The organism is Agromyces mediolanus, assembly GCF_044917495.1.
Lineage (GTDB): Bacteria > Actinomycetota > Actinomycetes > Actinomycetales > Microbacteriaceae > Agromyces > Agromyces mediolanus_B.
In genome coordinates, this window is record NZ_JAVSSI010000011.1 from 63,126 (window position 1) to 88,393 (window position 25,268).

Annotated in this window: 27 protein-coding genes; 15 read left to right on the plus strand and 12 right to left on the minus strand. The window is 74.3% G+C overall.

Annotated features, from left to right (window positions below):
* Window positions 1-47: 47 nt before the first annotated feature.
* From ROT00_RS14925 to ROT00_RS14940, 4 genes are all read right to left on the minus strand, one after another.
* Entirely contained in the window at window positions 48-1,838 is a 1,791-nt protein-coding gene (locus ROT00_RS14925) for an alkaline phosphatase family protein (RefSeq protein WP_404775818.1), read from the minus strand.
* Between the two features lie 174 nt (window positions 1,839-2,012).
* Window positions 2,013-2,708 (minus strand): GNAT family N-acetyltransferase, encoded by a 696-nt coding sequence (locus ROT00_RS14930; RefSeq protein WP_404775819.1) that lies wholly within the window; start codon window positions 2,706-2,708, stop codon window positions 2,013-2,015.
* A 96-nt stretch (window positions 2,709-2,804) separates the two neighbouring features.
* Window positions 2,805-4,154 (minus strand): glutamyl-tRNA reductase, encoded by a 1,350-nt coding sequence (locus tag ROT00_RS14935; protein ID WP_404775820.1) that lies wholly within the window; start codon window positions 4,152-4,154, stop codon window positions 2,805-2,807.
* Between the two features lie 82 nt (window positions 4,155-4,236).
* On the minus strand, window positions 4,237-5,037 hold the full coding sequence (locus tag ROT00_RS14940; protein ID WP_404775821.1) for a hypothetical protein: 801 nt from the start codon (window positions 5,035-5,037) through the stop codon (window positions 4,237-4,239).
* A gap of 185 nt (window positions 5,038-5,222) precedes the next feature.
* Here ROT00_RS14940 and hemE point away from each other — a divergent pair, with 185 nt between their 5' ends.
* A complete protein-coding gene (gene hemE, locus ROT00_RS14945) occupies window positions 5,223-6,377 on the plus strand; it encodes a uroporphyrinogen decarboxylase (RefSeq protein WP_404775822.1) in 1,155 nt (384 codons plus the stop codon).
* Complete coding sequence (gene hemG, locus ROT00_RS14950; RefSeq protein ID WP_404775823.1) at window positions 6,374-7,909, plus strand: protoporphyrinogen oxidase; 1,536 nt, start codon at window positions 6,374-6,376, stop codon at window positions 7,907-7,909. Before hemE ends, hemG begins: the two co-directional genes overlap by 4 nt.
* 38 nt (window positions 7,910-7,947) lie before the next feature.
* Here the strand turns inward: hemG and ROT00_RS14955 are convergent, their stop codons facing one another.
* A complete protein-coding gene (locus tag ROT00_RS14955) occupies window positions 7,948-8,529 on the minus strand; it encodes a GNAT family N-acetyltransferase (protein ID WP_404775824.1) in 582 nt (193 codons plus the stop codon).
* Between the two features lie 142 nt (window positions 8,530-8,671).
* Between ROT00_RS14955 and ROT00_RS14960 the strand changes: the two genes are divergently transcribed.
* The 4 genes from ROT00_RS14960 to ROT00_RS14975 are packed head-to-tail and all read left to right on the plus strand — an operon-like array spanning window position 8,672 to window position 10,618.
* The gene (locus ROT00_RS14960) at window positions 8,672-9,202 is read left to right on the plus strand and encodes a YtxH domain-containing protein (protein WP_404775825.1); all 531 of its coding nucleotides are present in this window, start codon (window positions 8,672-8,674) and stop codon (window positions 9,200-9,202) included.
* A 12-nt stretch (window positions 9,203-9,214) separates the two neighbouring features.
* Complete coding sequence (locus ROT00_RS14965) at window positions 9,215-9,622, plus strand: phage holin family protein (protein WP_404775826.1); 408 nt, start codon at window positions 9,215-9,217, stop codon at window positions 9,620-9,622.
* The gene (locus ROT00_RS14970) at window positions 9,606-9,920 is read left to right on the plus strand and encodes a hypothetical protein (protein ID WP_404775827.1); all 315 of its coding nucleotides are present in this window, start codon (window positions 9,606-9,608) and stop codon (window positions 9,918-9,920) included. The genes ROT00_RS14965 and ROT00_RS14970 overlap by 17 nt, the downstream gene beginning before the upstream one ends.
* Window positions 9,921-9,931: 11 nt before the next feature.
* Window positions 9,932-10,618, plus strand: a complete 687-nt coding sequence (locus ROT00_RS14975; RefSeq protein WP_404775828.1) for a GntR family transcriptional regulator — start codon at window positions 9,932-9,934, stop codon at window positions 10,616-10,618.
* Between the two features lie 72 nt (window positions 10,619-10,690).
* Here the strand turns inward: ROT00_RS14975 and ROT00_RS14980 are convergent, their stop codons facing one another.
* From ROT00_RS14980 to idi, 7 genes are read right to left on the minus strand one after another with little or no spacing between them, the layout of a single operon-like run.
* On the minus strand, window positions 10,691-11,587 hold the full coding sequence (locus ROT00_RS14980) for a prenyltransferase (RefSeq protein ID WP_404775829.1): 897 nt from the start codon (window positions 11,585-11,587) through the stop codon (window positions 10,691-10,693).
* Window positions 11,584-11,901 carry a lycopene cyclase domain-containing protein gene (locus ROT00_RS14985; RefSeq protein WP_404775830.1) on the minus strand — a complete coding sequence of 106 codons (318 nt, stop codon included), beginning with the start codon at window positions 11,899-11,901 and terminating at the stop codon, window positions 11,584-11,586. The genes ROT00_RS14980 and ROT00_RS14985 overlap by 4 nt, the downstream gene beginning before the upstream one ends.
* Window positions 11,898-12,245, minus strand: coding sequence for a lycopene cyclase domain-containing protein (locus ROT00_RS14990; RefSeq protein ID WP_404775831.1), 348 nt, complete (start codon window positions 12,243-12,245; stop codon window positions 11,898-11,900). Before ROT00_RS14990 ends, ROT00_RS14985 begins: the two co-directional genes overlap by 4 nt.
* Window positions 12,242-13,828: a phytoene desaturase family protein gene (gene crtI, locus ROT00_RS14995; RefSeq protein ID WP_404775832.1), complete on the minus strand. Its 1,587-nt coding sequence runs from the start codon at window positions 13,826-13,828 to the stop codon at window positions 12,242-12,244. The genes ROT00_RS14990 and crtI overlap by 4 nt, the downstream gene beginning before the upstream one ends.
* A complete protein-coding gene (locus ROT00_RS15000; protein ID WP_404775833.1) occupies window positions 13,825-14,736 on the minus strand; it encodes a phytoene/squalene synthase family protein in 912 nt (303 codons plus the stop codon). Before ROT00_RS15000 ends, crtI begins: the two co-directional genes overlap by 4 nt.
* Window positions 14,733-15,845, minus strand: a complete 1,113-nt coding sequence (locus tag ROT00_RS15005; protein WP_404775834.1) for a polyprenyl synthetase family protein — start codon at window positions 15,843-15,845, stop codon at window positions 14,733-14,735. Before ROT00_RS15005 ends, ROT00_RS15000 begins: the two co-directional genes overlap by 4 nt.
* Window positions 15,842-16,459 carry an isopentenyl-diphosphate Delta-isomerase gene (idi, locus tag ROT00_RS15010; RefSeq protein WP_404775835.1) on the minus strand — a complete coding sequence of 206 codons (618 nt, stop codon included), beginning with the start codon at window positions 16,457-16,459 and terminating at the stop codon, window positions 15,842-15,844. The genes ROT00_RS15005 and idi overlap by 4 nt, the downstream gene beginning before the upstream one ends.
* 119 nt (window positions 16,460-16,578) lie before the next feature.
* Here idi and ROT00_RS15015 point away from each other — a divergent pair, with 119 nt between their 5' ends.
* The 9 genes from ROT00_RS15015 to ROT00_RS15055 all read left to right on the plus strand — a co-directional run bounded on the left by ROT00_RS15015 (window position 16,579) and on the right by ROT00_RS15055 (window position 25,146).
* Window positions 16,579-17,124, plus strand: a complete 546-nt coding sequence (locus tag ROT00_RS15015; RefSeq protein ID WP_404775836.1) for a MarR family winged helix-turn-helix transcriptional regulator — start codon at window positions 16,579-16,581, stop codon at window positions 17,122-17,124.
* 80 nt (window positions 17,125-17,204) lie between these two features.
* Entirely contained in the window at window positions 17,205-17,942 is a 738-nt protein-coding gene (gene hemQ, locus ROT00_RS15020; protein WP_404775837.1) for a hydrogen peroxide-dependent heme synthase, read from the plus strand.
* Window positions 17,942-19,207: a ferrochelatase gene (locus tag ROT00_RS15025; protein WP_404775838.1), complete on the plus strand. Its 1,266-nt coding sequence runs from the start codon at window positions 17,942-17,944 to the stop codon at window positions 19,205-19,207. Before hemQ ends, ROT00_RS15025 begins: the two co-directional genes overlap by 1 nt.
* Window positions 19,204-20,160, plus strand: a complete 957-nt coding sequence (gene hemC / locus ROT00_RS15030; protein WP_404775839.1) for a hydroxymethylbilane synthase — start codon at window positions 19,204-19,206, stop codon at window positions 20,158-20,160. Before ROT00_RS15025 ends, hemC begins: the two co-directional genes overlap by 4 nt.
* 14 nt (window positions 20,161-20,174) lie before the next feature.
* Complete coding sequence (locus ROT00_RS15035) at window positions 20,175-20,972, plus strand: uroporphyrinogen-III synthase (protein WP_404775862.1); 798 nt, start codon at window positions 20,175-20,177, stop codon at window positions 20,970-20,972.
* Between the two features lie 36 nt (window positions 20,973-21,008).
* Window positions 21,009-22,274 carry a DUF418 domain-containing protein gene (locus ROT00_RS15040; protein WP_404775840.1) on the plus strand — a complete coding sequence of 422 codons (1,266 nt, stop codon included), beginning with the start codon at window positions 21,009-21,011 and terminating at the stop codon, window positions 22,272-22,274.
* A complete protein-coding gene (hemB, locus tag ROT00_RS15045; protein WP_404775841.1) occupies window positions 22,271-23,263 on the plus strand; it encodes a porphobilinogen synthase in 993 nt (330 codons plus the stop codon). The genes ROT00_RS15040 and hemB overlap by 4 nt, the downstream gene beginning before the upstream one ends.
* Window positions 23,260-24,615, plus strand: a complete 1,356-nt coding sequence (gene hemL, locus ROT00_RS15050; RefSeq protein WP_404775842.1) for a glutamate-1-semialdehyde 2,1-aminomutase — start codon at window positions 23,260-23,262, stop codon at window positions 24,613-24,615. Before hemB ends, hemL begins: the two co-directional genes overlap by 4 nt.
* Before the next feature lie 141 nt (window positions 24,616-24,756).
* Window positions 24,757-25,146, plus strand: a complete 390-nt coding sequence (locus ROT00_RS15055) for a hypothetical protein (protein ID WP_404775843.1) — start codon at window positions 24,757-24,759, stop codon at window positions 25,144-25,146.
* Window positions 25,147-25,268 lie beyond the last annotated feature (122 nt).

Consider the following 25,268-nt stretch of genomic DNA (forward strand, 5'->3'; position numbering starts at 1 on the left):
ACGGGCTCAGCGGACCAGGCGCGTTTCGACGAGCTCAGCGGACCGGGTCAGGGCTTCCCGAAGAGCCCGACCCCGTAGTCGTGCAGCAGCTCGTACGCCTCGGCATAGGTCTCGGGCTGCTCCTGATCGGGGGCGCCGTACTTCGCGAGCAGGATGCCGAGGAGGCCGCGCGCCGGCGGGCTGAGCGGCTTGTCCTTGTGCGTGTGCGCCGGGTGCGGGGCATCCGTCTCCGGGTTCGGCGGCGTGTACTGCGGGTGCGTCACCGGCCAGTCCGAGGGATGCCGCGGCTTGTCGAGGTTCACGACGTCGAACAGGTCGTTGACCCCGACATCGCGGCGGGTGAGCGGCTTCAGCCCGTGCAGCCGGCTCAGCGTGGAGACGACGGAGGCGTGCTGCATCTCGGTGTTCACGATCGTCCCCGCGCGCGTGTACGCGGACACCGCGATGGCCGGCACGCGGCATCCGAGCCGGTCGAACGCGAAGCCCATCTCGCCGGGCTTCGCGTCCTCGTGGGGCGGCACCGCCGCGGGCGGCGGCACGTGGTCGTAACAGCCGCCGTGCTCGTCGAAGGTGATGAGCAGCATGGTGTTGACTGCGTTCGAGCCCTTCGGCGACGCGCTCTCCCGGATCGCCGTGTAGATGTCGTGGATGAGGGCCTCGCCCGCGCGCACGTCGGACACGGCGCTGTCGACCACCTCCTTCCCGTCGACGTCGCTCTCGCGGAGCACCCCGAACGGCGGGTGGAAGTCGTTGTGGTTGTAGATCATCCGCGGCTCGATGAACGCGTAGGCCGGGAGGGTGCCGCGCTTCACGTCCTCGTAGAAGTCCGTCATCGTCGCGAAGCGCTCGGTGCGCCAGTACTTCTCGAGCGCAGGTGCGTGCAGCACCCCCGTGAACGAGACGATCTGCAGCTCGTCGAAGTAGACCCGCCAGGGGATCCCCGCTTCCTCGAGCCGGTTGAAGATCGTGGGGGAGGCCGGGGCGTCGAGCCACTTGCGGTACCCGCCGCCGCCCTGGTTCGTCACGAAGCCGTGCGAGGTCGAGGCGTGGAAGAAGGAGCGGTTGCAGAACGTCTGCGAGGGCACCGCGCAGTACCAGTGGTCGAAGACGGCGAACTCGCTCGCGAGCGTCGAGAGCACCGGGAGCATCTCCGGCGAGAAGGAGCCCATGATCTGGCGCGCCTCGGCGGCGGTCGGCTCGGCGCCCTTCTTCAGCCGCCGGTAGTTGACGTGGTAGTCCTTCAGGAAGCCGCTCATCTTCGGCTGCTCGCCGCGCTTCGGCGCGTTGAACGGGGCCGCCATCTCGTCGACGTAGAGTTCCGCGTTCGTGGCCGGATCGATCGTGTCGAAGATCTGCGTGTTGACGTGCGGGAACTCCTCGCCCGGATCCGGATCGGGGCGGCTCATGATGAGGTCGGTCGGGCCGTCGTAGACGTGGGCGGCGACCCGGGTGCCGTCGGGGCCGACGTTGCCGTAGTCGCCGAAGGCGAGACCGTCGAAGTCCTGCCCCTGGGGAACGGTGTCGGGCGTGTACAGCCAGCCCAGCAGGTTGTCGAAGGAGCGGTTCTCGCCCATCACGACGACGAGGTGGTCGAAGCCCGGCTCCGAGCGCGGCACCAGGTCGGCGAAGTCGTCGGTGCCCTCGGCGAAGCCCGCGCGGTGCCCGATGGCTGCACCGATCGCGGCCCCCGCGCCGCCGCCGACGACGGCACCGGCCGCGGCCGCACCGCCGATCTTCAGGAAGTCGCGGCGGGAGCGCCGCGGCGCGGAATCGGGCGCGGCCGGGGCATCCGAGCCCGTGCGGTCCCGGTCGGAACTCGTGCGATCCTGGTCCGTCATCGGCGCCCCCTCGTCGAACGCGGCGGCAGCGCGCCGCGTGCTTGCGAGTGTATCGAGGGGGTGGCGGGGCCGACGGCGACGCGAGGGTCGACCTGGTCGATTCGGGGGCTCGGCGCTGCCGGCGCTGCCGGCGCTGCCGGCGCTGGCGCTGGTGGCGCTGCTGCCGCTGCCGGCTCAGCCCGCGAGGCGGGCGGCGACGTGCTCACGGCGCAGGATGCCGTAGAACGCCATGTCGAGCCAGGCGCCGGTGTCGCGGTCGTACTCCTCCTCGACGAACGTCGCCTCGTGCCGCATGCCGAGGCGCAGGCAGAGCTTCGCCGAGGCGGTGTTCTCGGCGACGAGCTCGGCCAGCACCCGATGGGCCTGCAGGGTGTCGAACGCGAAGGCGAGCACGGCGGCGGTGGCCTCGGCGGCGAGCCCGCGACCCTGGAAATCGGGGTGCAGCACCCAGCCGAGCTCGAGGCGTGCGTGCTCGACGCTCGCGATGCGCACCATCACGTCGCCGACGACCCGGTCGCGCCCGGCATCGCCGGGGGACGGCTCACCCGTGAGGACCATCGCGAAGTGCACGTTGTCGCCGTCTTCGGCGAGGAGCCGGCTGCCGACCCGGCGCATGGTGTGGGCGTGCGCCTCCTCGCGGCTGCGCTCCGGCCACGGGATGTAGCGCAGCACCTCGGGCAGTCGCTGGTACTCCCACACATCGTCGCTGTCGGCCTCGATCAGCGGCCGGATCAGCAGCCGCTCGGTGACGATGGGGCTGTGCTCGAGCGCCTCGGTGTCGAACGGCAGCGCGAGCGACGGCGCATCGCTCGGGCCGGATGACGCGCCCGAATCGGGTGCGTCGGAGGGGGCGTCGGCGTCGGCGGTCATGGCACGACGCTACCCGGAGCGGCCGACAGCGCGCTGCGGCCGCACCGGCAACCACGGCCGTCGATCGCCGGCGGAGTCGCAGCTGACGGGGCGCGCCTAGCGCGAGCCGTCGGCGCGCACGCCGAAGAGGGCGTCGAGCGCCTCGATCCAGGCGCGCTGCTCGCCCGAGCGGGCGAACTCGCGCGAGCGCACCATCGGCGTGTGCAGCAGCACCCCGGCCATGTGGCGCAGCGCCTGCTCGACCTGGCCGTCGGCATCGCCGGCGCCGCGGGCGCGGGCGCGTTCGATCTCCGCGTCCAGGATGCCGCCGACGTGCGCGCGCAGGGCCACCACCGACGGGGCCAGGTCGAGCTCCTCGCCGACCGCGCCGAAGTTGCGCGCGGCGCTGTTCACGAGCTCGCGGGCGGCCTCGGTCGCGCCGAGCTCTTCGAGCGGTGCGTGCCGGCGGATGGTCTCGAGGTCGAGCAGTTCCACGCCCTCCACCTCGACGACGTCGGTCGCGACGTTGCGGGGCATGCCGAGGTCGATGACGAGCTGGCGGGCGCTCCGGGCGGCGCCGGGCACCGGGCACCAGGCGCGGAACTCGGCGAGCACGGCGGAGGCCTCGGCATCCGTCGGGGCGGCGTGCGACGCGGCGAGCGTCGCCTTTCCGCCCGCGAGGAGCACCCGGTCGACGACGTGGTGGTCGGCCGTGGTGCAGGTGATGATCACGTCGGCGGCCGCCGCGGCGACGGCGTACCCGGCGTGGCTGACGGCCTCGATGCCGTGGTTGCGGGCGAAGCGGGCGGCCCGGCCCGAGGGCGAGTACACGCGCACGTCGGCCGCGCCCCGGTCGCGGAGCGCGGCGAGCGATGCGCCGGCGTACTGGCCGGTGCCGACGAGCAGCACCCGGGCCTTGCTCCAGTCGGCGACGCGCGAGGAGGCGAGCTCCAGGGCGAGGCGCACGAGCGAGCGCCCCGCGCTGCCGACGCCGGTGCGGTTCTTCACGGTGCGCGAGGTCTGCGAGGCGCGCTGGAACAGGCGCTCGAGCTCCGGCGTCGTCGTGCCCTCGTCGCGGGCGCGTTCGAGGGAGCGGCGCACCTGCCCGGCGATCTCGCCCTCGCCGACGACGACGGACTCGAGCCCGGAGGCGACGGAGAAGAGGTGCCCGGCGACCGCGTTGCCGTGGGCGAAGTCGAAGGTGCTGCGCAGCTCCTCGGGCTCGAGGCCGGCGACGTCGCCGACCGCGCGGATCGCCTCGTGCACGACGGGGATCGGGGACTCGCCCTCGGGGGTGGCGAGGTCGAGGTAGGCCTCGAAGCGGTTGCAGGTGGCGACGACGACGGCGCCCTGAAGGGCGGCGTGGCCGTCGATGATGCGGCCCGCCGCGGCGTCTGCGGAGGCGGAGAGCCGTTCGAGCATGTCGAAGCCGGCGTTCTTGTGGCTCGCGGAGAGGCAGATGAGCACCAGAGGATTCTACCCGCCGTAGAGTGCTCGGCCGACGGAGCGCGACACGGGGCGACCTCGCGCGGGCGCCCCGAGGATGCGGCTAGTGCCGAGCGGCGCGGCGCGCGCTCCGGCGAGGCGACGTCGACGCGCCGGCGAGTGCGGCCGTGCTCGCCGTGATGACGGGGATCGGTGTCGTGCTCGTCGGGGGTTCGAGCCCCTCCTGCTCGAGCGCGGTGCGGTGCAGCGCCTTCCAGGAGCGGACCACGGCGTAGAACGGCGCATCGGTGACCGCGAAGACGCCCGGCTGCTCGCCGGCGAGGAGGAGCGGCAGCGCGATGCTCGTGCCCTGGCGCCGGACGCGGACGAGGACGACGGGGGCCGCTCGCGATCCGGCGATGAGCTCGTCGGGGCGGATGCTGCGCACCTCCCGCCAGGCGACGTGCGCCGCCTTGCGGGGTCGGGCCCCGCCGTTCCAGAACGAGAGGCCGGCCGGGTCGGCGACGATCGAGTAGCGCGTCGCGAGCGGCACCTCGCAGCCGGGCAGCTCGGCGAGGGCGTCCTCGAGCTCGCGGTGCCGCAGGCCGCAGGAGATGCCGCCCTCGAAACGCGCCTCGAGGGCCCGCCGTCGCGCCCGGTTGCGGGCGAGGAGCGCGAAGCGCACGCCGACCGTCGCGAGCGCGAGCAGGCCGACGACGCCGAGGAAGATCCCCGCCGCGCTGGGGCCGTGCACCGAGGGGAGTGCGGAGATCACCTCCTCGAGCGCGGGACCGGCGATCGCGAGGAGCGCGATCACGACGACGGCCGCGCTCGCGACGCCGATCGTGAGGGCGAGCCGGTGCTCGGCGGGGCCGTCCGAGGCGGGGGTCGGGAAGGCGGACTGGGGCGTGACGATTCGGGACACGTCGTCTCTCTCCGTGGGGCGCGGAGGCGCATCGACGTCGCGGTCGACGCGTCGTCGCGCCACTGGGGGATGGCGCAACGGCACCGATGCTAGCGCGAAGGACCCCGAGAATGTAAGGGGTCTTAGCAGAATGTGGCGCGCACACTCGGCGAACGTTCGAGCGAGTGCGGGACAATGTCCGGGTGATGCTCGACACCACCCACCCCCTGCAGGCCGGCCTCACCGCCGATTCCCGTCTCGTCCGCGCGTACGGCGGTGAACGTCCCGAGACGACGCCCGTCTGGTTCATGCGCCAGGCCGGCCGCTCGCTGCCCGAGTACCGCGAGCTCCGCGTCGGCACCCGGATGCTCGACGCCTGCCTCGACCCGGAGATGGCCGCGGAGATCACCCTGCAGCCGGTCCGCCGGCACGGGGTCGACGCCGGCATCTTCTTCAGCGACATCGTCGTGCCGCTGAAGCTCGTCGGCGTCGACGTCTCGATCGAACCGGGTCGCGGCCCGGTGTTCGGCCGGGGCTACGCCGACGCGGCCGCGGTCGCCGAGCTCACCGCGATCGACCCCGCCCTCCTCGACGAGCGCGCCGCGCCCATCGCCGAGGCCGTCCGCCGCACCGTCGCCGAGTTGAACGAGACCGCGCCCGCCGGTGCCGAGCAGGGCGCGACCCCGCTCATCGGCTTCGCGGGCGCGCCGTTCACCCTCGCCGCGTACCTCGCCGAGGGCGGCCCGTCGAAGGACCACCTCGCCGCGCGCACGCTCATGCACGCCGACCCGGGCGCCTGGCGCGCGCTCATGGACTGGACGGCCGAGCTCACCGGCCGCTTCCTCCGCACGCAGGTGCTCGCCGGCACCTCCGCCGCGCAGCTCTTCGACTCCTGGGCGGGCGCCCTGTCGCTCGCCGACTACGAGCGGCACGTGGCCCCGGCCTCGGCGAAGGCGCTCTCCTTCGTGCACGACCTCTCCTACGAGCGGGAGCTCAGCGACGGGGCGGGCAGCAGCACCACGGTGACCCGCAGCGTGCCGGTGGTGCACTTCGGCGTCGGCACCGGCGAGCTGCTCGGCGCCATGCACGGGATCGGCGTCGACGCGGTCGGCGTCGACTACCGCATCCCGCTCGACGTCGCCGCGGAGCGCGTCGGCGACGACGTGCCGCTGCAGGGCAACCTCGACCCGGCGCTCCTCGCCGCCCCGTGGCCGGTGCTCGCCGACGCGGTGCGCGAGGTGCTCCGCCGCGGCCGCAGCGCGCCCGCCCACGTCTTCAACCTGGGCCACGGCGTGCCGCCGGAGACCGACCCGGCGGTACTGACCCGCGTCGTAGAGCTGGTGCACGAGGCCGGCGCGTGAACAGCGAGCCCGGCACGCCCGGCCCCGCCGGGTTCGATCCCGCGGACGCCGCGGGCGACGCGGTCGAGCCGGAACGCCGCCGCAGCGACGTCGTCGTGATCGGCGGCGGGGTCGCCGGGCTCGTCGCCGCGCTCGAGTGCGCCAAGCTCGGGCTGTCCGTGACGGTGCTCGAGCGCCAGGACGAGCCGGGCGGATGCGTCGGCCGCATCGAGCTCGCCGGCCTCTCGCTCGACTCCGGCGCCGAGTCGTTCGCGACGCGCACCGGCGCCGTCGCCGAGCTCCTCGGATCGCTCGGGCTCGCCGACGACATCGTCGAGCCGAACCGTGCCGGCGCCTGGCTGGTCTGGGGGTCGGGGCTCCGGGCGGCGCCGCTGCCGAAGACGGGCGTGCTCGGCATCCCCGCGAACCCGCTCGGCGACGACGTGCGGGCGATCATCGGCTGGGGCGGGGCGATCCGCGCATATGCCGATCGGCTCATGCCGATCCTCCGCATCGGCCGGGCCGACAGCGTCGGCAAGCTCGTGCGCTCCCGGATGGGCGGCGCGGTGCTGGAGCGGCTCGTCACCCCGATCTCGTCCGGCGTGTACTCCGCCGATCCCATGGACCTCGAGCTCGATCTCGTCGCGCCGGGGCTGAACGCCGCGATGACGCGCGCCGGCTCGCTCTCGGGCGGTGTCGGCGAGCTGGTCGAGACCCGCAGGGCCGGCAGCGCCGTGCTCGGCATCCGCGGCGGCATGCACCGCCTCGTCGACGCGCTGCTCACCGAGCTCGCCCGCTTCGACGCGGTCGTCGAGACCGGGCGCGAGGTCGTCGAGCTCGAGCGCCGGGAGCCCGCGGGCCGGGAGTCGGCGCCGTGGCTCGTGCGCGCGCTCGGCCCGGAGCGCGACCTCGTGATCGACGCCGACTACGCGATCCTCGCCGCTCCGGCGCAGACCTCCCGCCGCCTCCTCGGCCAGGCGGTCGAGGGCTGGGCGGATGCCTCGGACTGGCCGAGCGCGGCGTCGGTCGAGATCGTCACGCTCGTGCTCGACGCCCCCGCGCTCGACGCCGCCCCGCGGGGCACCGGAGTGCTCGTCGCGGCCGACGCCGTCGGCGTGCAGGCGAAGGCGCTCACCCACTCCTCGGCGAAGTGGCCCTGGCTCGCCGAGGCGGCCCGGGCGAGCGGCGGCGGCGGCTCGCGCCACGTCGTGCGGCTGTCGTACGGACGCGCGGGTGCGGCGAACCCGCTCGACGCGCTCGACGACGAGGCGGTCGCCCGGCTCGCGGTCGCGGATGCCTCGGCCCTCCTCGGCGTCGAGCTCGACCCGTCGATGCTCGTCGCCTCCGGCCGCACCGCCTGGCGCGACGCGCTCTCCCACGCCGCCCTGGGCCAGCGCGCCCGGGTGCGCGAGTTCGAGGACGCGCTCGCCGCCGAGCCCGGCATCGAGGCGACCGGTTCCTGGGTCGCGGGCACCGGGCTCGCCTCGGTCGTGCCGCACGCGATCGAGGCGGCCGGGCGGATCCGGGCGCTCGCGGTGCAGGATCGCCACTAGCTCAGGCGCGCTCGCCGGGCGCGCCCGGCGAGCGCTCCTCAGGCCAGCGTCGCGGCGAGCTGCGCGGCGGTGAGCTCGCGATCGGCGTAGACGAGGCGGATGGCCGAGGCATCCGGATTGCCGGCATCGGGAGCGCGGTGCCGCAGCGTCAACCCCGCCTTCTCGGCCACCCGCGCCGACGCGGTGTTGTGCTCCAGCAGATAGGCGACGATCGGGAGCTCGGGCCGGCGCTCCCGGGCCGCCGCGACCGCGGCGAGCGAGAGCTCCGTCGCGAGCCCGCGGCCCTGCGCGTCCGGGTGGAAGCGGTAGCCGAGGTTCCAGTACGCCCCGGAGTCGCGCGCCGGGTCGTCCGCACCGGGCGCGCGGCCGCGAACCGCACAGCCGCCGTGGCCCACGATGCGCCCGGGGGCGACCGCCTCCCGGATCGTCCACGCGCCGAACCCCTCGCTGCGCCAGTCGTCGAGCCAGCGTTCGAGCACCTCGGCCGTGCGCTCGCGGTCGAGATGGCGGCCGGAGGGCAGATGGGTCCAGGTGCGCGCGTCGCCGTAGATCTCGTGCAGCGCGTCGAGGTCGTCGGCGGTCGTCGGGTCGAGCAGGAGGCGAGCGGTGCGCTGGGGCATGTCAGGAGTGTAGGCATCCCGACCGACGGGGCGATTGCATGACCGGAACGGAATATTTCCGTCAACCCCCCTTGCGCGCTCATGCACGGGGTCTACCCTTGAGAGGGTCGCCGTGCCGAAGGCGGCAGGAGATGGGGTGGAAATGAAGGGCAAGATCCTCTTCGTCGTCGGCCTTGGTGTGGGCTACGTGCTCGGCACCCGCGCGGGCCGCGAACGATACGAGCAGATCAAGCGCGCAGCAGAGGGCGTCTGGAACCAGCCGGCCGTGCAGCAGGGCGTCACGACCGTCACCGACTTCGCCAAGGACAAGCTCGGCGACGTGTCCGACACGGTGCTCGACGCCGCCAAGTCGTTCATCGGCAACGCGACCCGGGGCTCGGGCGCCACGAAGGCCGAGGTGCGCGAGGCCGCCGAGGCGGCGAAGCGCGGGGTGGCGAAGACCGCGAAGGCGGCCGGTGCGGCGTTCGAGGACGCGGCCGACGCCGTCGGCGACGCGATCGACGCCGCCGCCGAGACCGCGGAGAAGTCGGCGAAGGCGGGCTCGGGTTCGAAGGCCGCGAGCAAGACCGCCGCCTCGAAGACGGCCGCCTCGAAGACGAGCGGCGCGGCGGGCACGCGCACCGCCGCGAAGAAGTCCGGCACGAGCCGCCGCTCGTCGGGCTCCGACTCCTAGGAGGGCGGGAACATGAGCGCACCCACGGAAGACGAACGCTCTCTCTTCACCCTGATCGGGCAGTTGCCCGACACGGTGTCGAACCTCGTCCGCGCGGAGGTCGACCAGGTCAAGGCCGAGTTCAGCTACAAGGCGAAGCACTTCGGCATCGGCTCCGGGCTCTTCGTCACGGTGCTGGTGCTGCTGCCGTTCCTGGTGTTCTGCCTGCTCGCAGCGGCCATCTTCGCGCTCGCCCTCGTCATGCCCGCGTGGGCGGCGGCCCTCGTCGTCGCCGGCGCCATCCTGCTCGTGATGGCGATCCTCGTCGGCATCGGCATCCTGAACTTCAAGCGGGGCGCCGAGCCGCTCGAGTCGATCGACAGCCTGAAGGCCGACCTCGACGCACTGAAGGGAACGGGTGACTATGACCGCCGCTACTGACGCGCCGGGCACCGGCTCGAAGCGCGAGCAGAAGACGCGCGAGCGCAACCTCGGGCGCGTGCAGGCCCGGGCCGCCGTCGTCGACGCCCGCGCCGAGTTCGCGGGCACGCTGAACGCGCTCGAAGACAAGCTCAACGTGCCGAAGCAGCTCGGCATCCGCGTCGACCGGGCGAAGGCGAAGGCCCGCGCCTTCGCCGACCGCAACCCGGGAGCGGCGATCGCCGTCGCGATCGGGGCGGTCGTCGTGGTCGCCGGGGTCGTCGCCCTCGTGGTGCGCGCCGCCGTCGACGACGACTGAGCCGGAGCAGCATGCCGGCGCCCACCGCCGTCGAGCGGATCGCCGACGCGCTCCGCGACGAGATCCTGAGCGGTGCGCTGCCATCGGGGGCGCCGCTCCGCGAGGAGCAGGCGGCCGAGCGGTTCGGGGTGTCCCGGCACACGGTGCGGGCGGCGTTCCAGCGGCTCGTGGCCGAGCGGCTCGCCGAGTCGGCGCCGTACCGCGGCGTCCGGGTGACCGAGTTCGACCACGAGCAGGTGCTCGCGCTGCAGCAGCTGCGCGAGGCGCTCGAGGTGGAGGCCGTGCGCATCGCGGGGGAGCGCTTCGGCACCGGATGGCCCGACGCGGCGCTCGTACCGGCCCGACGTGCGCTCGACGAGCTGGCCGGGCTCGCCGTCACGGAGGAGGCGCTGCGGCCGCCCGGCGAACGCGAGACCACGCCCGCCTGGCTCGAGGCCGAGCGGCTGCACCTCGAGGTGCACCGGGCCATCGTCGCGGCGAGCGGCAGCCCCCGCATCGTCGAGGCGCACGCGGCGCTCGGCGCGGAGCTGCGGCTCTTCCTGCTGCACATCCGACGGCACTACAGCCTGGCCGAGCTCGTCGTCGAGCACCGCGAGCTCCTCGACGAGGTGCAGAGCGAGGGGGTCGAGGCGATGCGCCGGCACATCGCGCACTCGACCGCGCTGCTGCTCGGCTCGCCGCCGCTCGACGCGGAGTAGCCGGGGCGAGCGACCGGGGAGTCCCGGGCGCCCGGCGCGAGAGCGCGCGCCCGCGCCGGCGGCGCGCGCTGCTCAGGCCGTGAGCAGGGCGTACCAGATGAGCAGCAGCGTCGCCCCGAAGCCGGCCCCGTAGTTGATGGCGAGGAACCAGCGCCAGCCGCCGTTCGCCCGCGCCGAGTCCGCATCGGACACCGAGCGGTACGGCCACGCGGCCACGACGTACGGCAGCGCCAGCACCGCGGCGAGCGGGCCCGGCCACGCCGTCGCCAGCATGAGGGCGCCGGCGAGCAGCCACAGTGCGATCGCGAGCCGCGTCGTGCGCCTGGCGCCGAGCGCGGTCGCGATCGAGCCGATCCCCGCCTCCCGGTCGGGGACGACGTCCTGCACCGCCCCGAACGCGTGGCTCGCGACGCCCCAGACGAAGAAGGCGACGAGGAGCAGCACGAGCTGCGGCGTCACCGCGGCTCCTGCGAGCGCGAGGCCGTAGCAGGCCGGCGAGACGAAATGAGTGCTCGAGGTGAGGGAGTCGAGCCCGGGCACCTCCTTGAACCGCAGCCCGGGCGCCGAGTAGGCCACCACGGCGAAGAGGCTGAGCGCGAGCCACGCCCACGACCACGGGCCGCCGAGCAGCACCAGCCAGACCGCGAACGGCAGGGCGAGCGCGGTCGCGGCGATCAGCACGGCGCGATGCCGGCCCGGGGGCAGCAACGCTCCCTCGACGCCGCCCTTGCGCGGGTTCCTCGCGTCGGACTCGAAGTCGAACACGTCGTTGATGCCGTACATGGCCAGGTTGTACGGCACGAGGAAGAACAGCGTGCCCACGACGAGCGCGACATCGATCTCGCGCGCGGTCAGCAGATAGGCGGCCGCGAAGGGGAACGCCGTGTTGATCCAGCTGAGCGGGCGCGACGCGGTGAACAGCGCCGCGGCGAGCGACTGACCGGATGCCTCGGCGCGCGCGGTGCTCATGCGCGATCCCCCGTCGTCGCCGCACGGGAGCCCAGGAGGTTCCACACCGCGCTGCAGAGGAGCAGTGCGGCGATCGGGTACGCGAAGTCCTCGATCGGCGCGAGCCCGAGCCGCGGCCCGAGGAGCGGCGCGTCGGCGTAGTCGAACAGCCCCGCGGCGATCATGAGCGTGTCGAACACCGCCGTCAGCAGCACGAGCCCGCCCGCCGTGATCGCGAGCGCCGCCGCGTGCCCGGCCGGGGCGCGACGCCACGCGACCGCGGCGAGCACGGCGGAGACCAGGAGGAACGGCAGGCAGAGGACCGCGTAGCTCATGGGCGCACCTCCTCGCGGGGGCGGGCCGGGGAGCGCCGAGCCAGCAGCCGGAGCGTGCCGGTGTAGCCGACCATCGCGAGCTGGCAGAGGAAGACGAGGAAGACCGGCTCCTCGATCGGCAGGTGCGGGGCGATGAGCAGGCCCGTCGAGTACGCGTTCGGCTCGCGGAAGAAGATGCCCGACGCGATGCCCCAGACGTCCCACGCGAGCAGCATCGCGACCCCGAGCCCGACGACGAGGGTCGCGCGCAGCGGGGCCCGCCAGAAGAACAGCCGGTACCGCGCGTCGACGAGCGCGATGCAGCCGATCGAGACGAGGAGGAGGCCGAGGTGGAGGAACGTCATCCGCTGGGCTCCCGCTCGTGCTCGGCGGGGGCCCCGTGCGGCTCCGGCTCGGGCAGCGGGCCCGGCGCGTCCTCGCCGCGGACGGCCTTCGCGACGAGCTCGGCGCTGATGAGGCACATGGGCAGCCCGATGCCGGGGATCGTCGTCGCCCCGGCGAAGTAGAGCCCCTCGACGTTCGGCGATACCGTGCGGCCGCGGAACATCGCGCTCTGCCGGAGGAGGTGGCCCGGCCCGAGCGCCGAGCCGCGCCACGAGTGGAACCACGACTCGAAGTCCGCCGGGCCGACCGTGCGGCGGACCACGATGCGCTCGGCGAGGTCGGGGATCGCCGCCCACTCCGCGAGCGCGGCGATCGCCCGGTCCGCCGTCGCCTCGACCGCGCGGTCGCCGTCGCCGTCGATCCCGCCCGCGCCGATCGTCGTGTCCGCGGGCACCGGAACCAGGAGGAACAGGTTCTCGCAGCCGGGCGGCGCGACGCCGGGGTCCGTCGCGCTCGGCCGGCAGACGTAGAACGAGGCGGGGTCGGGGATCGTCGGCCGGGCGCCGAACACCTGCGCGAAATTCGTGCGCCAGTCGGCCGTGAAGCAGAGGGTGTGGTGGGCGAGCTGCGGCAGGCTCCCGCGGACGCCGAGCATCACGAGCACGGCGCCCGGGCCGGGGTCGCGCCGCGACCAGGATGCCTCGCTCCGAGTCCGCGCCGAGGCGGGGAGAAGCTCGGCATCCGTGTGGTGGAGATCCGCCGCCGAGACGACGAGGTCGGCCTCGACGAACTCGGTGTCGGCGCCGTGGCGCACCAGCACCCCCGTCGCGCGCCGCCCGGCCGTCTCGATCGCGACGACCTCCGCCCCGGTGACGAGCTCGACCCCCGCCCGCCGCGCGAGCCGGGCGACGCTGTCGATGATCTCGCCGAAGCCGCCCATCGGGTAGAAGACGCCGTCGGCCAGGTCGAAGCGGCTCATCAGGTGGTACATGCTCGGCGCCCGCTCGGGGGAGGTGCCGAGGAACACCGCCGGGTAGCCGAGGATCTGCCGGAGCCGGACGTCGGAGAACGAGCGGCCGACCATCCGGTCCAGCGGCTCCAGCAGCAGCCGCGCGAGCGTGCCGAGCCGGCGTCGCACGGGCGCCGCGAGCAGCGCTCCGGGGCGGGCGAAGTCCGTGTAGAGGAAGTGCGTCATCGCGAGCCGGTAGGTCTCGTCGGCCGAGTCCAGGTGGCGGGCGAGCGCCGCCCCGGCGCCGGGCTCGATCGACTCGAAGAGGGCGATGGCTGCCTCGCGCTCGGCGCGCACGTCGACCGGCTCGTCGAAGTCCTCGAAGTACACCCGGTAGCCGGGGTCGAGCCGCACGAGCTCGAGCTCGTCGGCCGCCGTCGTCCCCATCATCCGGTAGAAGTGCTCGAACACCTCGGGCATCAGGTACCAGCTCGGACCGGTGTCGAACACGAAGCCGCCCGAACGCCAGCGGCCCGCGCGTCCCCCGAGCTCGGGCCGCGCCTCGAACAGCCGCACCTCGTGCCCGTCGCGGGCGAGCAGCGCGGCCGTCGCGAGCCCCGCGATCCCGCCGCCGACCACGACCGCGCGGCTCACGGGCGACCTCCCCGGGCGACGACGCGGGCCACGATGGCGAGCTTGCGCGGCGCGGGGACGCGCACCCGCTGCGCGAGGAGCTCATCGGCCGGGGTGCGGCGGAGCCGGGCGGAGAGCTCCCCGAAGAGGCCGTGCGCGGCCGCGACCGCGACCCGGCAGCCGCGCGGCAGCTCCGGGATGACGGCCGCCGCCTCGGCGAGCTCCGCGTCGATCCCGTCGAGGATGCGCAGCTGCTCGGCGGCGGAGAACCGCGCCGGGTCGACGCCCGGGAAATAGCGGCGCCCGCGGAGCGCGGCATCCTCGCCGAGGTCGCGCAGGAAGTTCACCCGCTGGAACGCCGAGCCCAGCGCCCGCGCGCCGCGCTCCCAGCGGGCGTCGCGCTCCGGCGCCGGGGGCAGTCCCACCGCGAAGCCGCGCAGGCACATCAGCCCGACGACCTCCGCGGAGCCGTAGACGTACTCGTCGAGCTCCCGCTCCGAACCGAAGTCGATGGGGTCGAGATCGCGCCGCATCGACGCGAAGAACGGCCGGGTCAGCTCCTGGTCGAAGCCGCTGCGCCGGGCCGCGCGCGCGAAGGCGTGCACGACGAGGTTCGCGCTGTAGCCGCTCTCGAAGGCGGACTCCGTCTCGGCCTCGAGGGCGTCGAGCAGCTCGCGGCGGCGCTCGGCGGGCAGGCCGGCCTCCTCGGCCGGGCCGTCGACGAGCTCGTCGGCGATGCGCACGAGCGCGTACACCTCGGCGAGGTGCTCCCGGACGTCGGGGGAGCAGAGCCGGCTCGCCAGCCCGAAGGAGGTCGAGTACGCGCGGATGACGCGGGCCGAGCCCTCGGCGGCGGTGCGATCGTAGAGCGCGAGGCCCGTCGCGGGCGCTGGTTGCGTCGCGGGTCGCCGGTGTTCGGTGCGCGTCATTTCGCCCTCCTGGTGGCCTCGGCGGCGAGGCCGAGCAGCTCGGCCTCGAGGCGGTCGGGGAGGCCCGCGGACGCGATCGCGGTGCGGGCCGCGGTCGTCTCCTCCGCGATCCGCGCCTCGACGCGGGCCCGGGCCCCGCTCGCCTCGATCGCCGCGCGGAGCGGCCGGGCGCCCGCCTCGTCGAGATCGGGGCGGCCGAAGGCACCGGATGCCGCGACCCATGCCGCGTGCCCGCGCGCGTAGGCGATGAGGAGCGTCTCCTTGCCCTCGCGGAGGTCGCCGAGCGTGGTCTTGCCGGTGACCCGCTCGTCGCCGTAGACCCCGAGCAGGTCGTCCTGCAACTGGAACGCGACACCGAGCCTGCGTCCGATCTCGCCGAGCCGGGCGACCTCGGCCGGTCCCGCACCGGCGAGGAGCGCGCCGGCCCTGAGCGGAGCGCTGAACGAGTAGCACGCGGTCTTGTCCTCGATCATCGCGAGGATGTCGGCCTCGTCGGGGCGGACGCCGGCCGCGTGCCGCACGTCGGCGTGCTCCCCGGCGGCCGCCGCGAAGACGCACTCGTCGAGCACCGCGAGGATCGCACGGCGCCGCGCGGCCGGCACGTCGAGCCCGGCGACGAGCGAGTGCGCCGCCGCGATCAGGAGGTCGCCCGCGAGGATGGCGGAGGCCTGCCCGTAGGCGTCGGCGCGCTCGCGCTCCAGACCGCGCAGGGCGGCGTCGAGCGCGAACCGGCCGGCGACGTTCGGCTCACCGCGGCGGACGAGGTCCCGGTCGATGACGTCGTCGTGCACGAGGAAGGCGGTGTGCAGCAGCTCGAACGCCGCGGCGAGGGCCACGGCCTCCGCGTGCGTCCCGGAGCCGGGCGCGCCGCTCGGCACGACCCCGGCGCCCGGCGCCCCGTCGGGGGCGAGCGCGTCGTGGGCGGCGAGCACGAGCCTCGGCCGGATCCGCTTGCCGCCGCTCGCGGCATCCCGGGCCGCCGCCCAGAGCCGGCGGTAGTCGGCGGCGTGCGCGTCCGCGCGGACGATCGCGTCGTCGAAGAAGCTCCCGAGGTAGCGTTCGACCTCGGCCTGCCGGGCGGGCGTCTCGACGGCCTGCACGAGGCTCATGAGGCGAGCACTTCCGTCGTGGCACCGGTGTCGAGCTGGGCGCCGGCCCGGCCGCCGAGGAAGGGCAGCAGCTGCGCCTGCAGCACGAGCCAGGGGCTGAACGCCCAGGGCGCCGCGCGCACGGCCGCCGCGAGCTCGGCCGGCTCGACCCAGGCGAGGTCGAGGACCTCCTCGGGATGCGGCGCGGGCACCGAGCTCGTCCGCGCGGTGTAGACGGGGCAGATCTCGTGCTCGACGATGCCCGAGGCATCCGTCGCCCGGTAGCGGAAGAACGGGAGCACCGGCTCGACGTCGCGCAGCTCCAGGCCGAGTTCGAACTCGGCGCGCCGTCGCACGGCGTGGGGGAGCGGCTCCGCCGGTGCGGGGTGGCCGCAGAAGGAGTTCGTCCACACGCCGGGCCAGGCGACCTTGCCGAGGGCGCGACGGGTCACGAGCAGGCGCCCGTCGTCGTCGAAGACGTGGCACGAGAACGCCAGGTGCAGGGCGGTGTCGGCGCCGTGCACGCTCGACTTCGGCGCCGTGCCGATCTGCTCGCCCGCCTCGTCGAGGAGGACGACCAGTTCCGTCGGGGCCAACGGCGAGGCGCTTCGAGGTGCGGTGCTGAGGTCGGTCATGTCGGCTCCTTCGTCAACTCCGGCGGTGAGGCGCTGGAAAAGATGCTCGCCTCGGCGAATATCTCGCCTGGCTAGTGAGTAGCTTAGCGAGATTCGTCTCGCCTGGCTAGAATCTCGACATGGCAGATGAGCGGGAGCGCAGCCGGCGCGTCGAATCCGGCATGCACGACCCGCGCATCGTCGATCGCGACGAGGAGCTCGTCGACCGCAGCGGACTGGGGGACGACGAGGTCGACCAGGTCGTCCGGGTCATGCAGGCGCTGCGCGGCTGGCACGCGGCCTCCGAGCGGATGAGCGAGGCCTCGCGCCGCTACATGCAGCTGAACCAGACCGACATGCGGGCCATCCGCTTCCTCATCGCCGCACGCAACCAGGGCCTCGTCGTGACGCCCGGCGCGCTCGCCGAGCACCTGGGCATCTCCAGCGCCTCGACCACGAAGCTCCTCGACCGGCTCGAGCGCGGCGGCCACGTCACGCGCTCGCCGCATCCGAGCGACCGGCGCGCCCTCGCGATCGCCGTCACCGAGCACACCCGCAAAGACGCCCGCGAGACCGTCGGGCGCCAGCACGCCCGGCGATTCGCCGCGGCCGCCGCGCTCGCGCCGGAGGAGCGGGAGGTCGTCATCCGCTTCCTCGACGCGCTCGCCGCGACCGGCGACGATTGAACCGCCCGGATTCCGGGCGATCCGGGCGGGGTGCGCGCCTCCCTTTTGGACCTTCCGCGGGAAAGGGGGAGACTGGGGGTATGTCTTCCCCCGCTGCCGAAGGGGCAGCCGACGAGCTCCGTCACGTGTCCGAACCCGAGCAGTCGCCCGAGGGCTACACGCTCTTCGCCGTGCTCCGAAAGGACCCGGCGCGCCCCGACGACCTCGACGGGCGCGACGTTCCGCGCTTCGTCACCGAACTCGACGGCGTCATCGCGCTCGTCGAGAACGAGGGCGTCACGCTGCGCGGCATCTACGACGTGTCCGGCCTCCGCGCCGACGCCGACGTCATGCTGTGGCTGCACGGCCCGACGGCCGAAGGGCTGCAGTGGGCCCTCCGGGAGCTGAAGCGCAGCCGCCTGTTCCGCGCACTGCTGCCGACCTGGAACGCGATGGGGGTGCACCGCGACGCCGAGTTCAACAAGGCGCACGTGCCCGGCTTCCTCCGCGGCATCGAGCCCAAGGGCTGGATGACGGTCTACCCCTTCGTCCGCAGCTACGACTGGTACCTGCTCGACCCCGCGGAGCGCTCCCGCATGCTCGCCGAGCACGGCCGCAAGGGCGCCTCGTTCCGCGGCGCGATCGCGAACACCGTCAGCGCCTTCGCCCTCGGCGACTACGAGTGGCTGCTGCCGATCGAGTCCGACGAGCTCACCGAGCTCGTCGACCTCATGCGCGAGCTGCGCGCCACCGACGCGCGCCTGCACGTGCGCGAGGAGGTCCCGTTCTACACCGGTCGACGGATCTCGACCGCCGAGCTCGTGGAGGTGCTGCAGTAATGGCCGCGACGAACCTGGGGTCGACGGGGGCCGCAGCACCCGAGCGCGAGGCCGCCCGCGGCCGCAAGCCGGCACCGGCCGCCGAGGCGTACTGCGCCTCCGGCGCCTGCGTGCCGGGCGCGACGGAGCCCGCGCAGTCGGGCGCCGAGCACGTCACCGAACCCGTCGCCTACGACGCCATCCTGCTCGCCGGCTTCGGCGGGCCGGAGGGCCAGGACGACGTCATCCCGTTCCTGCGGAACGTCACGAGCGGACGCGGCATCCCCGACGAGCGCCTCGAGGAGGTCGCGCACCACTACCGCCACTTCGGCGGCGTGAGCCCGATCAACGAGCAGAACCGCGAGCTCAAGGCCGCCCTCGAGGCGGAGCTCGCGCGCCGCGGCGTCGAGCTGCCCGTCATCTGGGGCAACCGCAACTGGGACCCGTACCTCAACGACGCGCTGAACGAGGCGAACGAGCGCGGGTACACGAAGCTCATCGCGATCGCGACGAGCGCGTACAGCTCGTACTCCAGCTGCCGCCAGTACCGCGAGGACTTCGCCGACGCGCTCGCCGACACCGGCCTCGCCGAGACGATCCAGATCGACAAGGTCCGCCAGTTCTTCGACCACCCCGGGTTCGTGCAGCCCTTCATCGAGGGCGTCCGCGACGGCATCGCCGAACTCGAGCGACGGGTCGCCGGCCTCGACCGCACGAGCGGCGTCGAGGTGCTCTTCGCGACCCACTCCATCCCGTCGACCGACGCCGCGAAGTCCGGCCCGGCCGAGCGCGGCTTCGGCGAGGGCGGCGCCTACGCAGCCCAGCACCGGGCCGTCGCCGAGGTCGTCATGCGCGAGGCCGGGGCGAGCGACGTGCCCTGGCAGCTCGTCTACCAGTCCCGCTCCGGCCCGCCGTCGATGCCGTGGCTCGAGCCCGACATCAACGACGCCATCGCCGAGCTGCCTGCTGCGGGCCGCAAGGCCGTCGTGATCGTGCCGCTCGGCTTCGTCAGCGACCACATGGAGGTGCTCTGGGACCTCGACAACGAGGCGCTGGAGAGCTGCGAGGAGCACGAGCTCGAGGCCGTGCGCGTGCCCACGCCGGGCACCCACCCCGCCTACGTCGCCGGCCTCGTCGACCTCGTGCTGGAGCGCGTCAACGGCACGCCCACCGAGGAGCGCCCCGCGATGACGGAGCTCGGCCCGTGGTACGACGTGTGCCGACCCGGATGCTGCGAGAACGTCCGCCTCGGCTTCCGCCCCGCACTGGCCGGGATCGCGCCGTGAGCGAGCTCATCCGCGTCGGCACCCGGGGCAGCGCCCTCGCGGTCGCCCAGACCCGCTGGATCGCCGAGCGCATCGCGAAGGCCGCCGGCGGCGCCGAGATCGAGCTCGTCGAGGTGACCACTCAGGGCGACACCTCCCGCGCCTCGCTCAGCGAGATCGGCGGCGAGGGCGTCTTCGCCGCGGCGCTGCGCGAGTCGCTGCTCGCCGGCGACTGCGACGTGGTGGTGCACTCCCTGAAGGACCTGCCGACCGCCGAGCACGAGGGCCTGCGCCTCGGCGCCGTGCCGAAGCGCGCCGACCCGCGCGACGCGCTGTGCGCCCGCGACGGGCTCACCCTCGCGGAGCTGCCCGAGGGCGCGCGCGTCGGCACCGGCTCGCCGCGCCGCATCGCGCAGCTGCGCTCGGTGCGCCCCGACCTCGAGGTCGTCGACCTCCGCGGCAACGTCGACACGCGGCTCGGCAAGGTCGCGAGCGGGGAGCTCGACGCCGTCGTGCTGGCCGCCGCCGGCCTGGGGCGGCTCGGCCGCCTGGAGGCCGCGACCGAGCTGCTGGAGCTCGCCGACTGGCCGACCGCTCCGGGCCAGGGCGCCCTCGCGGTCGAGGTCCGCCGCGAGCGCGGCGAGCGGGTGCTCGAGCGCGCGCTGGAGGGGGTCGACCACCGCTCCACCCGGGCCACGGTGCTCGCCGAGCGCCTGGTGCTCGCCGGGCTCGAGGCCGGCTGCTCCGCACCGATCGCCGCGAACGCCTTCATCGAGGACGAACTTCTGTTCCTCACGGCCACCGTGTACAGTGCCGACGGGGCGCGCAAGCTGACGAGTTCTCACGCCGCAACCCCCGAAAGCCGCTCGACCGCCGACCTGGCGGAGGCGGCCGGCGACGTCGCCGAGCGCGTCGTCGCCGAACTCCTCGGCAACGGTGCCGCAGAACTGGCAGCACTCGAGGAGCCGCGGTGAGCGAATTCGAACCGATGACGGGCACGATCAACGTGTCCGTCTCGGGCGACGGCAAGCCCCTCGCCGGCTGGCGCGTGCTCGTGCCCCGCGGCGGTCCCTGGGGCGACGCGGTCGCCGCGGCGCTCCGCTCCCGCGGCGCCACCCCCGTCATCGCCCCGATGATCAACTTCGCCCCGGCCGACGACCAGGCCGCCCTGGAGGCCGCGCTCGAGAAGCTCGGCCGCGGGGAGTTCGACTGGGTGACCCTCACGAGCGCGACCACGGTCGACGTGCTCTCCACCTACGGTGCCGCGATCCCGGCGTCGACGAAGGTCGCGGCGGTCGGCGAGACCACCGCCGCGGCGCTCGCCGCCGCCGGGTACCACGTCGACATCGTGCCCTCCGAGGAGAACTCGGCGCGGGGCCTGCTCGAGGAGTGGGAGGCCGCGACCGAGGGTCAGAAGGGTCTGCGGGTGCTCGCCCTCCGCTCGGCGATCGCGAAGCAGGTGCTCTCCGTCGGCCTGCAGCGCATCGGCCACCACGTCGAGGCGGTCGTCGCGTACCGCACCGTCGGCGTGCCGATCGCCGACAAGGTCGTGGAGGACGTGCGCGCGGGCAACGTCAGCGCCGTGCTCGTGACCTCGGGCAGCGTGGCCGAGCAGGTGCAGCAGCAGCTCGGCCCCATCCCCGAGCAGACGCTCGTCGCCGCCATCGGGCCGCAGACGCAGCGGGATGCCGCGAAGCTCGGCCTGCGGGTCGACGTCGTCGCGGTCGAGCGCAGCGCCGAGTCGCTCATCGACGCGGTCGTGAACGCGGCGCTCGCCCGCGCGTGAACTGAGTCCGGCGATCGCTGGCCGTAGTCTCGGCTCATGACTTCGAGCGGGCCGGGCGAGCGCACCGTCGGCCGCGGCGTGCGCGCCGGCCGGGCCGGGCGCATCGTCGGCATCGACTACGCGCGCTTCCTCGCGCTCGCGGGGATGATGGCCACCCACCTCTGGACCTGGCAGCCCGACGGCGGCACCCCCGCGCTCTCCGCGGTCCTGCAGGGCAAGGCCGCGGCGCTGTTCGCCGTGCTCGCGGGCGTCGGCATCGCGCTCTCGACGCGCCGGGCGATCGCGGAGGGACGGGCGGATGCCGCGCGCTGGGCCGTCTTCGGCCGCGGGCTCGCGCTCCTCGTCATCGGGCTGACGCTCGGGCTCTTCCCCGGGAGCATCCTCGTCATCCTGGCCTACTACGCGCTGACCTTCTGGGCGATGATCCCGTTCCTGCGCGTGCCGAGCCGGGTGCTCGTGCCGATCGCGATCGGCTGGGCGCTCGTCTGGCCGCCGCTCCTGCAGCTCTGGCGGAGCGATCTCGTCGTCCCCTTCGAGGTGGGCAGCGCGAGCTGGCTCGACTTCGAGGACCCGCTGCGGCTCGTGCGCGGGCTCCTTGTGACCGGGGTCTATCCCGTCGGCACCTGGCTCGTCTACGCCATGGTCGGCCTCGTGGTCGGGCGGGCGGTGCTCGCCGTCGTCGACGAGCCCGCGCGGCTGCGCGCGCTCGGCGTGCGGCTCGCGGCGATCGGCGCCGGCCTCGCCGTCGTCGCGATCTCGCTCAGCTGGCTGATCGCGACGGTGTTCGGCGGGTTCGAGCAGCTCCTCGACGCGTCCCCCGAGCTCGGGGAGGCCGGCGTCACCGAGCAGTTCTTCGCGGAGCAGTACGGCGGCCCGACGACGGGCAGCCTCTGGTGGCTCGCCTCGCCCGCACCGCACACCGGCACGACGTTCGACCTCGCGATCACCTGCGGCACCTCGCTCCTCGCCCTCGGGCTGTGCCTCGCGCTCGGCGCGCTCCTCGGACCGCGCATGCGCCTCGCGCTCGCACCGCTCGGCGCCGCGGGCGGCGCGCCCCTCACGGTCTACACGGCGCACGTACTCGCCGCCGGACTCGTCGACGCGCTGGCCTCGCTCGAGCCCTGGGATGCAGGCGTGCCCTGGCAAGTGTCGAGCGCCGGGCTGTGGCTGCTGCACGTCGCCGGGGCGCTCCTCATCGGCCTCGTGCTCGCCCTGCTCGGCAGGCGCGGCCCGCTCGAGGCGCTCGTCGGCTGGGTCGCCCGCCGCTTCGCCCGGCTCGGCGCGCGTAGGCTTGACGGGTGAGCTCCGCGCCAGCCATCCGCCCCCGTCGTCTGCGGCAGAGTCCCGCGCTCCGCCGTCTCGTCTCCGAGACCCGGCTGCACCCGGCCGACCTCGTCCTGCCGATCTTCGTCCGCGAGGGCGTGTCCGAGGCGGTGCCGATCGCCTCGATGCCGGGCGTCGTGCAGCACTCCCTCGAGAGCGTGAAGCGGGCCGTCGCCGAGGCGGCCGAGGCCGGCGTGGGCGGCGTGATGCTCTTCGGCGTCCCCGAGACGCGCGATGCGATCGGCTCCGGCGCGACCGACGTCGACGGCATCCTGAACGTCGCGACCCGCGTCGTGCGCGAGGAGGCGGGCGACGCGCTCGTCGTGCAGACCGACCTCTGCCTCGACGAGTTCACCGATCACGGCCACTGCGGCGTGCTCGATCCCTTCGGCGCCGTCGACAACGATGCGACCCTCGACCGCTACCGGGAGATGGCGCTCGTGCAGGCCGCCTCCGGCTCCCAGCTGCTCGGCCTCTCCGGCATGATGGACGGCCAGGTCGCCGCCGTGCGGCAGACGCTCGACGCCGCCGGCTTCGCCGACACCGCCATCCTCGCCTACTCGGCGAAGTACGCCTCCGCCTTCTACGGACCGTTCCGCGACGCCGTCGAGTCGACCCTCGAAGGCGACCGGCGCAGCTACCAGCTCGACCCCGGCAACCGCCGCGAGGGCCTCCGCGAGGTGACCATCGACATCGAGGAGGGCGCCGACGTCGTCATGGTGAAGCCCGCCGGCAGCTACCTCGACGTGCTCGCCGACGTCGCCGCGGTGTCCGAGGTGCCCGTCTGGGCGTACCAGGTCTCCGGCGAGTACTCGATGATCGAGGCCGCCGCGATGCACGGCTGGATCGACCGCCGCCGCGCGATCGTCGAGTCGGTGCGCGCCATCCGCCGCGCCGGCGCCGACGCCGTGCTCACCTATTGGGCGAGCGAGCTCGCCACCTGGATCCGGAACGGGGACGAGGCATGAACGGGGACGCCCTTCGACCGACTCAGGGCGCCGGCCCGAGCAACGCCGAGCTGTTCGCGCGCGCGCAGGCCGCGATCCCCGGCGGGGTGAACTCGCCGGTGCGCGCCTTCCGCTCCGTCGGCGGCACCCCGCGCTTCCTCGTCTCCGCCAGCGGTGCGTACGTGACCGACGCCGAGGGCCGCGAGTACGTCGACCTCGTCGCCGGCTGGGGGCCCGCGATCCTCGGGCACGCCGACCCGCGCGTCGTCGAGGCGGTGCAGGATGCCGCGGCCCGCGGCCTCTCCTTCGGCTCGTCCACGCCCGCCGAGACGGAGCTCGCCGAACTCGTCGAGGGCCGGGTCGCCCCGGTCGAGCAGCTCCGGCTCGTCTCCACCGGCACCGAGGCGACGATGAGCGCCATCCGCCTCGCCCGCGGCGCCACCGGCCGTGACGTGCTCGTGAAGTTCGCCGGGCATTACCACGGCCACTCCGACGGGCTCCTCGCCGAGGCGGGCTCCGGGCTCGCGACCTTCGCGCTGCCCGGCTCCGCCGGAGTGCCCGCCGACATCGCCGCGCTCACCCTCGTCGTGCCCTACAACGACCTCGACGCGCTCGCCGCGGTCTTCGCCGAGCACGGCGAGCGCATCGCCGCCGTCATCGTCGAGGCATCCGCCGCGAACATGGGCGTCGTGCCGCCGCTGCCCGGCTTCAACCGCGCGCTCGTCGAGCTGGCCCACGCCCACGGCGCGCTCGTCATCAGCGACGAGGTGCTCACCGGCTTCCGGGTCTCGGAGGCCGGCTGGTGGGGGCTCGAGGCGCGCTCGGCCGACACCTCGTACACGCCGGATCTGCTGACCTTCGGCAAGGTCATCGGCGGCGGGATGCCGGTCGCCGCCCTCGGCGGACGCGCCGAGCTCATGCAGCAGCTCGCCCCGCTCGGCCCCGTCTACCAGGCGGGCACGCTGTCGGGGAACCCGGTCGCCGTCGCCGCGGGCATCGCCACGCTCCGCGCCGCGGACGCCGAGGTGTACCGCCGGCTCGACGCGGCGTCGGCGACGATCAGCGCCGCCGTGTCGGAGGCGCTCGCCGCGGAGGGCGTCGCGCACGCCGTGCAGCGGGCCGGCAACCTGTTCAGCTTCGTCTTCGGCGAGGAGCTCGCGGGCGGCGCCCACGACTACGCGACCGTGCAGCGGCAGGAGGCGTGGCGCTACGCCCCGTTCTTCCACGCCATGCTCGACGCCGGCGTCTCGCTGCCGCCGAGCGTGTTCGAGGCGTGGTTCGTCACGGCCGCGCACGACGAAGCGGCGATCGGCCGCATCCTCGAGGCGCTCCCGGCCGCGGCGCGCGCCGCGGCATCCGCCCGCCCCGCCTGAGCCGCTCCCTCTCTCTGACCCCTTCATAACTCAGGAACGCCCTGGCTCAGCGCGCCGCCCTGCCCCGTCCCGACGGGAACCGGATGCGTCCGCGCCGGATTCCTCCTGAATTGTCAGAGGGGATCGGGCAGGATGGAGGGCATGGCGAAGCTCCGCGTGCACAGCGACCGGATCGAGGTGCAGCTCACCCCGACCGAGAAGTCGCTCGCCCTGCGCGGCGACGACATCGTCGTGCAGCAGGGCGACATCCGCTCGGCCATCATCACCGACGACCCGTGGATCTGGATCCGGGGCATCCGCCGCCGCGGCACCGAGGTCCCGCTCGTCGTGGCCGTCGGCGTGTGGAAGTACCACGGCGGCAGCGACTTCGTCATCGTGAAGGGCAAGCGCCAGGCCGTCGTGCTCGAGCTCTCCGGGGGCGAGTTCGCGCGCCTCATCGTGTCGACGAACCACGCCGCGCAGCTCATCGAGTCGCTGCGGCTCACCGCGGCGTCCGACGTCGAGGCCGAGTCGGCCGGGGCGGGCGAGTAGCCGCGGGTTCGTCACCCGAGCGCGGGTCATCTAGGATGACTCGCGGACGCCGCCGGGAGCGCGTCCGCGGGATCCGGGGGCCGCACGGGCGGTGACCGGACCCCGGGAACGGAACGGGGTGC